The sequence below is a fragment of the Streptomyces cahuitamycinicus genome, assembly GCF_002891435.1.
Taxonomy (GTDB): domain Bacteria; phylum Actinomycetota; class Actinomycetes; order Streptomycetales; family Streptomycetaceae; genus Streptomyces; species Streptomyces cahuitamycinicus.
This window is the reverse complement of record NZ_POUC01000382.1, coordinates 1-7,809: the sequence shown is the minus strand read 5'-3', so window position 1 is coordinate 7,809 and position 7,809 is coordinate 1. Positions and strand designations below refer to the sequence as shown.

The window sequence follows — 7,809 nt, the reverse complement described above, 5'->3', positions numbered from 1 at the left end:
GGAACGCGCCGTGCCGACGTCCAGCGCCAGCACCACCGACTCCGCCCGGTCCTCCGCCAACGGCGGCGTCCAGTCCCTGGAGCGCGCCTTCGACCTGCTCGAACGGATGGCGGACGCGGGCGGGGAAGTGGGCCTGAGCGAGCTGTCCGCGAGCAGCGGCCTGCCCCTGCCGACCATCCACCGGCTGATGCGCACGCTGGTGGCCTGCGGGTACGTACGTCAGCAGACCAACCGGCGGTACGCACTCGGCCCGCGCCTGATCCGCCTCGGCGAGTCGGCCTCCCGGCTGCTGGGCACCTGGGCGCGGCCGTACCTGGCGCGACTGGTCGAGGAGACCGGCGAGACGGCGAACATGGCCCTGCTGGACGGGGACGAGATCGTCTACGTGGCCCAGGTGCCTTCGAAGCACTCGATGCGCATGTTCACGGAGGTCGGCCGGAGGGTGCTGCCGCACTCCACGGGCGTGGGCAAGGCCCTGCTCGCCGGTTTCCCGCCGGAGGAGGTGCGGGCGCTGCTCTCCCGTACGGGCATGCCCGCGGCGACGGAGAAGACGATCACGACGCCCGACGGGTTCCTCGCGGCCCTGGAGGACGTGCGCCGGCAGGGCTACGCCATCGACGACAACGAACAGGAGATCGGGGTCCGTTGCCTCGCGGTCCCGGTGCCCGACTCCCCCACCGCCGCGGCCATCTCCATCTCGGGCCCGGCGGGACGGGTCACGGAGGCGGCGACGGACAAGATCGTGCCGGTGCTCCAGCAGGTCGCGGGGGAACTGTCCGAGGCGCTCGCGAGTCAGAGCCCCGCGTAACGGCGCGAACCCTCAGGGCCCGGCGCCCCCACCGCGCCCTGACGGGGCCGTAACGGCGACGACTCCGCACTCTGACGCGCGAACCGGCCCGGCGTCAGCGCTAAACCGGGCGCTCGGCCCGGCCCGGCGCCCGCACTCACCCCCGCGACCCGGACCAGCCCGGAGTCTGCACGGGAACCTGGCGGCCCGGACAGCCCGGCGTCAGCGCTGAACCCGGCACTCGGACCGGCCCGGCGTCCGCAATGGCACCTGGCGCTCGGGCCGGCCCGGCGTCCGCACGGAACGCCACAGCTCGGATCAGCCCCGCGTCACACGGGAACCCCACGGGCCCGGGGCCGGCCCGGCGTCTCCCGGGCCCCGGCGTGCAGGGAAGGACTAGCCCTGGCCCCGCACCTGCCCGCCGAAGAGATCCACCGCCCGCCGGACCTCCGTCAGCTCCGCGGACAGCGCGCTCACCGAGCCGATCGCGCCCGCGATCAGCAGCAGGGAGCGGCGCAGGCAGGGGATCTCGGGGATGCCGTCGGCGGCCATGGCGGCCACGTTGGCCAGTTCCTCCTCGGCGATGGTCCGGTCGGCGAACTCGCCGGGATGGGCGGCCAGCCGGCGGCGCAGCCGCGACACGGCGGAGCGCAGCTCCGTCACGCGCGGGTCCTCGTCGCCGCCGGTCACGGGCCCCTGCCGCTTCTGTTCGACGCTCCGCAACACAGTCCTCCCCCTCGCACCTCACCGTGCGCATGCCCTTCCGACGCCAAGTCCCCCACACCGGGCAGCCGTCGGAGACCCGGCCGGTCGGTGCGGGCGACAGTAAACGACGCGGGCCGCCGGGCGCCAGTCCATTGCGTCATCGACTTGTTTCGCTGAGTGACTTTCTGGCCCGAGGCGCACGCCCGTCCGACGCGCCCCTTGCACCGTCGCACCCCTGTACGGGGCGTGCGGTATGCAGGAGCCATGACGACACGGGAGACGACGAACGAGGCACCGGTGGTTGCGGGACTGCTGCTGGCGGCCGGTGGCGGACGGCGGCTCGGCGGGCGGCCCAAGGCGCTGCTCCCGCACCGGGGACGGCCTCTCGTGGAGCACGCGGTGCGGGTGCTGCGCGAGGGCGGCTGCGCGACCGTCCACGTGGTCCTGGGCGCCCAGGCCGACGAGGTGCGCGCCCGGGCCTCGCTGCCGGGGTGCGTCCTGGTCGACAACCCCGACTGGGAGCAGGGCATGGGGACTTCCCTGCGCGCCGGGCTCGGCTCCCTCGCCGGTACGGGCGCGGCTGCCGCCCTGGTGTCACTGGTCGACCAGCCCGGCATCGGACCGGAGGCGGTGGCCCGGGTCCTCGCGGCCCACACGGGCGCGGAATCGCTCGTTTCCGCCTCGTACGACGGCGTGCGCGGCCATCCGGTGCTGTTCGGCGCCGCCCACTGGGCGGGCATCACCGCGACTGCGCAAGGAGACCGAGGGGCACGCGTCTACCTGAAGGAGCACCGGCCGGAGGTCGCCCTCGTGGAGTGCGGGGACGTCGCCCGGCCCTTCGACATCGACACCGAAGCCGATCTGGCCCACCTGGAGTGAGCGGGGTGGCACGGAGCGCCACCTTGCCTCGACCCGGAGAATCTCGACATCAACAGACGATTGAACTTCCACCATGAGGAAACTAGTATCCACTGTTCAGAAGCGTCCGTCTGCTCCGCGGACGCCGAACGCCGTATCCGGGAAGACTGGCACCCGGTGCCAAGCACGCCGGCTCGTCTTCACAGCTCGCTGAAGGAAGTGACCGTTCATGTCCGCACCAGCGCCGTCCCCGCTGGCCATCGTCGACGCCGAGCCCCTGCCCCGGCAGGAGGAGGTCCTCACCGAAGCGGCGCTCGCCTTCGTGGCCGAGCTGCACCGGCGGTTCACACCCCGGCGTGACGAGCTCCTCGCCCGCCGCGCCGAGCGCCGCGCCGCGATCGCCCGCACCTCCACCCTCGACTTCCTCCCGGAGACGGCCGCGATCCGCGCCGACGACTCCTGGAAGGTCGCCCCCGCCCCGGACGCCCTGAACGACCGCCGGGTCGAGATCACCGGCCCCACCGACCGCAAGATGACCATCAACGCCCTCAACTCGGGCGCAAAGGTGTGGCTCGCGGACTTCGAGGACGCCTCAGCGCCCACCTGGGAGAACGTGGTCCTCGGCCAGGTCAACCTGAGCGACGCCTACACCCGCACCATCGACTTCACCGACCCGAAGTCCGGCAAGTCCTACGCCCTCAAGGCGAACGAGGAACTCGCCACGGTCGTCATGCGCCCGCGCGGCTGGCACCTGAACGAGCGTCATCTCGTCGACGCCGACGGCACCCCGGTGCCCGGCGCCCTCGTCGACTTCGGCCTGTACTTCTTCCACAACGCCCAGCGCCTGCTGGACCTCGGCAAGGGCCCGTACTTCTACCTCCCCAAGACCGAGTCCCACCTGGAGGCCCGCCTCTGGAACGAGGTGTTCGTCTTCGCGCAGGAGTACTGCGGCATCCCGCAGGGCACGGTCCGCGCGACCGTCCTCATCGAGACGATCACCGCCGCGTACGAGATGGAGGAGATCCTCTACGAGCTGCGCGACCACGCCTCCGGGCTGAACGCCGGCCGCTGGGACTATCTGTTCTCCATCGTCAAGAACTTCCGTGACGGCGGCGCCAGGTTCGTCCTGCCGGACCGCAACGCGGTGACGATGACGGCCCCGTTCATGCGCGCCTACACCGAACTCCTCGTCCGCACCTGCCACAAGCGCGGCGCCCACGCCATCGGCGGCATGGCGGCCTTCATCCCCTCCCGCCGGGACGCGGAGGTCAACAAGGTCGCCTTCGAGAAGGTCCGCGCCGACAAGGACCGCGAGGCCGGCGACGGCTTCGACGGCTCCTGGGTCGCCCACCCCGACCTGGTGCCGATCGCCATGGAGTCCTTCGACAAGGTCCTCGGCGACAAGCCCAACCAGAAGGACCGGCTGCGCGAGGACGTCGACGTCAAGGCGGCCGACCTCATCGCCGTCGACTCGCTGGACGCCAAGCCCACCTACGCGGGTCTGGTCAACGCCGTGCAGGTCGGCATCCGTTACATCGAGGCCTGGCTGCGCGGCATGGGGGCCGTCGCCATCTTCAACCTGATGGAGGACGCCGCCACCGCGGAGATCTCCCGCTCCCAGATCTGGCAGTGGATCAACGCGGAGGTCGTCCTCGACAACGGCGAGCAGGTCACCGCCGATCTGGCCCGTGAGGTCGCCGCCGGGGAACTGGCGAACATCAAGGCCGAGATCGGCGACGAGGCCTTCGCGGCCGGCAACTGGCAGCAGGCGCACGACCTGCTGCTGACGGTCTCCCTCGACGAGGACTACGCCGACTTCCTGACGCTCCCGGCGTACGAGCAGCTCAAGGGCTGACTCACTGCGCGGACGGCTTCTCCGAGTGGCCCAGGGGTTTCCCCGGGGCCACTCGGTCGCGTACGGCCTGCTTCACGGCCGTCGGCTCCGGGAAGCCCTGCTCGCGCCGGTCCCAGACGACCTCGTCGCCGACGCGGACCACGAACACCCCGCCCGTGCCGGGCTTCAGGGCCAGTTCCGTGAGTTCGGCCTCGAAGGTCGTGAGCAGTTCCTGCGCCAGCCAGGCCGCACGGGGCAGCCAGCGGCACCGGGTGCAGTACTCGATCTCGACCCGCCGCGCGGCGCCCGGGGAGTCCCCCGGCCGTTCGGTTTCGGTCCGCTGAACGTCCGTCATCCGAGGTGCACCGACCCATCCTGCCGAACCGCGGGCTTGCCGTGCAGGTCGGGCACCTGCTTGAGCCACGCGGGGCGTCCTTGCTGGTTCTTCGCCGTCCGCAGGGCCTCCTCGGCGGCGAGTTCCTCCCGGGTGGGGAAGCCCGTGGGCAGCCAGTCCCGGGAGGCCTGCACACGCGCGTGCAGGTACGTCACGTACGCCTCGCGCACCTCGTCCGCGGTGGCGAAGCCCGGCTCGTCGGCCAGCCAGGCGTCCGGGACCTCGGCGAGGATGTGCCGCAGCAGCTCCTCGGCGACCCGGGGCGCCAGCTCGGCGTCGGCGGCCCGGACGTCGGGCCCGTAGTGGCCGAGGGCGTGGTGCCGGAAGTCGTAGGCCTTGCGGGGGTCGGTGGCGTCCCAGCGGTGGTGGAAGACCAGGGCGGCGCCGTGGTCGATCAGCCACAGGCGCGGGGGTGCGACGCCGAGGGTGGGCCAGACCATCAGGTTGGAACTGTGGACCGTGCGGTCGACGTTCACGGTCAGGGCGTCCAGCCAGACGATCTTCCCCGCCTCCAGCGGGTCGACGGGGAAGACCCGGGCGATCTCCGGGGTGAAGTCCCGGGCGCCCGGCAGGTGGTCCATGCCGAGGTTGAGGCCCGCGCTGGCCGCGTGCAGGCCCCGCACCTCCTGATGCGGCTCGTCGTCAGCGATCGCGGGGTCGAAGTGCACCAGGACCAGCTCGGGGAAGCGCAGCCCGAGGGCGCGGGCCAGCTCCCCCACGATCACCTCGGCGACGAGTGCCTTGCGGCCCTGCGCGGAGCCGGTGAACTTCACGACGTAAGTGCCGAGGTCGTCGGCCTCGACGACTCCGGGGACGGAGCCACCGGATCGCAGGGGTTCGATGTAGCGGGTCGCGGTGACCTCTCTCAGCATCTTCAAAGGCCCCACACTTCGATTGCCTTACCTTTCACGGCCAGCTCCAACGCGGTGCAATCCGGGAAACCTCCCCGTTCAATCCTGGGGAGAATCTGGGGAGTTTCGGCCGGCATGCTCGTCTCCCGCTCTCCCCAGCAGTCCGTCAATAGCGGTGCGCCCCTTGCTTCCGGCCTCCGGCATGAAGTGAGCATAGTAACCAAGCGTGACAGCCGGGGAGGAGTGCCCGAGCCATCGCGCCAGCGCCACCACGGGCTCCCCCGCCTCCAGCATGATCGAGGCGTAGGTGTGCCGAGCTCGTGAAAACCGTCCTTCGGCGCCGCCTCCCACTGCCAGTCCTTCACACCCTTGGCGCGCGGCGGAGTGACGCCGGCCTTGGCCAACGCCGGCTATTCGGTGCCGCGGACTGTGTACGAGCGAAGTTCGGCCGCCGTGATGTTCCGGAGCGGGAATTCGCCCGGATGCGGAATGGTGTGAAGGCGTGCCCTGCGCTCCTGGTTGTCCTGGGTCTTTGGAACGCCCCTGGTGCCCGGCGCCCAATGCGAGGCGATGTCTTCGGCAAGCGTGATGGATCCATCGCGAGGGTCCACGACCCAGCACATCAGGCGCGAGTACAGGAAGTTTTTGCGGCCGCCGCGGGTCTCCCGGATGCCTTCGTCTGAACCGTGCCGGCCCGGCACCGGGCTGGACCGTCTGCACTGTGTGTTCTCAACGAAATGGGGCCTGCGCCCGATGGCCTTCTCCTGCCCTGGCGATGAGGGTGGAAGGCCAAGGGGAGAGTGTCCGTGAACGCGGTGGTCTCCCTGCTCGGCTGATGTGGGAAGGGACTGTTTCGTGATGTCGCTGAACTCCACGGCCCACGCTGGTTCTACTGTCGAACGCCTCAGTGTGCCTGAGGCACGCCACCGTCTGGAACACGAGCGCAGCGCACGTCTCGACCAGTTGCAGGCTGTCGACGAAGCCTCCGGTGGTGCTCCGCAGACCGATGATCTACGGGTCGTGCAGAGGGGGGCGATCGAACAGGCGCTGAAGGAGATCGACGCCGCCTTCGGGCGGCTGGAGCAGGGCACGTACGGCATCTGCCAGGGGTGCGGCAGGTCGATCCCGATGGAGCGGCTGGAGATCCTTCCGTACGCGCGGTGCTGCGTGCCCTGCCGGCAGCGCGCCGGCTGATCAGCGCGGCCTCCCCTGTGGAAAGCGGTGAAGTCGTGAACCAGCAGGTCATCGATGCCGTCACCAGTACGGGCCTGAGCGCGGCCGAACTGTCTGCGCTGCGGGAGAACCTCAACGAGCAGCGTGCCTTTCGCCTGGACCAGCTCGCCCAGCTCTGGCAAGGCGCTCCCGCCCGAGCCCAGCGCGCCCGCGAACGCGCTGCGGTCGCCCAGCTGGAGGTCCACCTCAAGCTGTGCGCCTCGGCCCGCATGGTCCTCGCCGACGTCGAAGCCGCTCTCGAGCGCATGGACCAGGGCACGTACGGCATCTGCCAGCAGTGCCGGCACCCCATCGAGCCGACACGGCTGCGCATCGTGCCGCAGGCCCGCTACTGCGGGCGCTGCCACCAGGTCAGGGAGGCCCGCTCATGATCACCACTGCTCGTCGCCCTCGGTGGCCGGCCTGCCGACGCTGCCCCGCGATCGCCATCGACCTGGGCAGCGCCCGAACCCGCGCCTGGACAGCCGGCCGCCACGGCATCATCGACGTGCCCACCGTCACCGGCCCGGACGACCTCGCCGCCCACCCCGTCCAGCGCGGCACCATCGTCGATCCGGCCGGTACCGCGCGGATGCTGTCCCGCCTGCTTGCCCACCGCATCCCCAAGGACGCGCAGCCGGTGATCGCGTTCACCATGCCGGTCCTCAGCGGCCAGCAGCACTACACCACCGCCGTGGGCGCCCTTCAGATGCTGCGCCCGCGCACCGTGCTGGCGCTCGACAGCGTCATGGCCATCGCCCTGGCCACCGGCGCTGACCCGTTTCGTCCGCTGCTCGTGATCGACATCGGCTTCCACCTGATCGAGGTGGCGCTGCTGGCTGACGGCGAGATCATGACCGCCCGGCGGGAAGCCAGGGGCACCCGCGACCTGGAGGACAGCGGCCCGGCGGATCTGGTCACTGACATCACGGCCGTGGTCACCACGATGATGCGCGACGATCCGCTGCCGCAGTTCGTCGACGCCCTTGACCGCGGGCCGCTGCTCGCCGGGGGCGGGGCCCTGCGCCCGGAGCTGGTCTCCCAGCTGTCCGCGCAGCTGCACGCGCCCGTTCAGCCGGTGCCCCAGCCGCACACGGCCGCCGTGCGCGAAGCCGCCGAGGCCCTGCGCTCCGCCCAGCACCACCCCTCGCTGGGACCCCATTTGCAC

The 7,809-nt window shown here is 71.2% G+C and carries 9 protein-coding genes; 6 read left to right on the top strand and 3 right to left on the bottom strand.

All coding sequences use genetic code 11. The features are described 5' to 3' along the window. Window positions 1-10: 10 nt before the first annotated feature. On the top strand, window positions 11-808 hold the full coding sequence (locus tag C1J00_RS33890; protein ID WP_102912795.1) for an IclR family transcriptional regulator: 798 nt from the start codon (window positions 11-13) through the stop codon (window positions 806-808). 375 nt (window positions 809-1,183) lie between these two features. On the opposite strand, the gene C1J00_RS33885 is transcribed toward C1J00_RS33890, so the two are convergent. Continuing rightward, complete coding sequence (locus C1J00_RS33885; protein WP_102912794.1) at window positions 1,184-1,513, bottom strand: DUF5955 family protein; 330 nt, start codon at window positions 1,511-1,513, stop codon at window positions 1,184-1,186. 243 nt (window positions 1,514-1,756) lie between these two features. Between C1J00_RS33885 and C1J00_RS33880 the strand changes: the two genes are divergently transcribed. Together C1J00_RS33880 and aceB are read left to right on the top strand one after the other, a co-directional pair. After that, window positions 1,757-2,371 (top strand): nucleotidyltransferase family protein, encoded by a 615-nt coding sequence (locus C1J00_RS33880; RefSeq protein WP_102912793.1) that lies wholly within the window; start codon window positions 1,757-1,759, stop codon window positions 2,369-2,371. Window positions 2,372-2,579: 208 nt separating this feature from the next. Further along, entirely contained in the window at window positions 2,580-4,205 is a 1,626-nt protein-coding gene (gene aceB / locus C1J00_RS33875; RefSeq protein WP_102912792.1) for a malate synthase A, read from the top strand. A 1-nt stretch (window position 4,206) separates the two neighbouring features. Here the strand turns inward: aceB and C1J00_RS33870 are convergent, their stop codons facing one another. Both C1J00_RS33870 and C1J00_RS33865 read right to left on the bottom strand, forming a co-directional pair. Then, entirely contained in the window at window positions 4,207-4,539 is a 333-nt protein-coding gene (locus C1J00_RS33870; RefSeq protein WP_102912791.1) for an Rdx family protein, read from the bottom strand. Continuing rightward, a complete protein-coding gene (locus C1J00_RS33865) occupies window positions 4,536-5,450 on the bottom strand; it encodes a HipA family kinase (protein ID WP_102912798.1) in 915 nt (304 codons plus the stop codon). Before C1J00_RS33865 ends, C1J00_RS33870 begins: the two co-directional genes overlap by 4 nt. 888 nt (window positions 5,451-6,338) lie before the next feature. On the opposite strand from C1J00_RS33865, the gene C1J00_RS33855 reads away from it, so the two are divergent. From C1J00_RS33855 to C1J00_RS33845, 3 genes are all read left to right on the top strand, one after another. After that, window positions 6,339-6,623, top strand: coding sequence for a TraR/DksA C4-type zinc finger protein (locus C1J00_RS33855; protein WP_342751773.1), 285 nt, complete (start codon window positions 6,339-6,341; stop codon window positions 6,621-6,623). Between the two features lie 35 nt (window positions 6,624-6,658). Next, entirely contained in the window at window positions 6,659-7,033 is a 375-nt protein-coding gene (locus C1J00_RS33850; RefSeq protein WP_107501882.1) for a TraR/DksA family transcriptional regulator, read from the top strand. Then, window positions 7,030-7,809 (top strand): acetate and sugar kinases/Hsc70/actin family protein (locus tag C1J00_RS33845; RefSeq protein ID WP_102912789.1); only part of this gene is annotated, 780 nt, incomplete at its 3' end. The genes C1J00_RS33850 and C1J00_RS33845, both read left to right, overlap by 4 nt.

Excerpts from the sequence above, each read along its gene's own strand:
- C1J00_RS33880 (WP_102912793.1), top strand. The coding sequence starts at position 1,757 with ATGACGACACGGGAGACGACGAACGAGGCACCGGTGGTTGCGGGACTG.
- aceB (WP_102912792.1), top strand. The coding sequence starts at position 2,580 with ATGTCCGCACCAGCGCCGTCCCCGCTGGCCATCGTCGACGCCGAGCCC.
- C1J00_RS33870 (WP_102912791.1), bottom strand. The coding sequence starts at position 4,539 with ATGACGGACGTTCAGCGGACCGAAACCGAACGGCCGGGGGACTCCCCG.
- C1J00_RS33865 (WP_102912798.1), bottom strand. The coding sequence starts at position 5,450 with ATGCTGAGAGAGGTCACCGCGACCCGCTACATCGAACCCCTGCGATCC.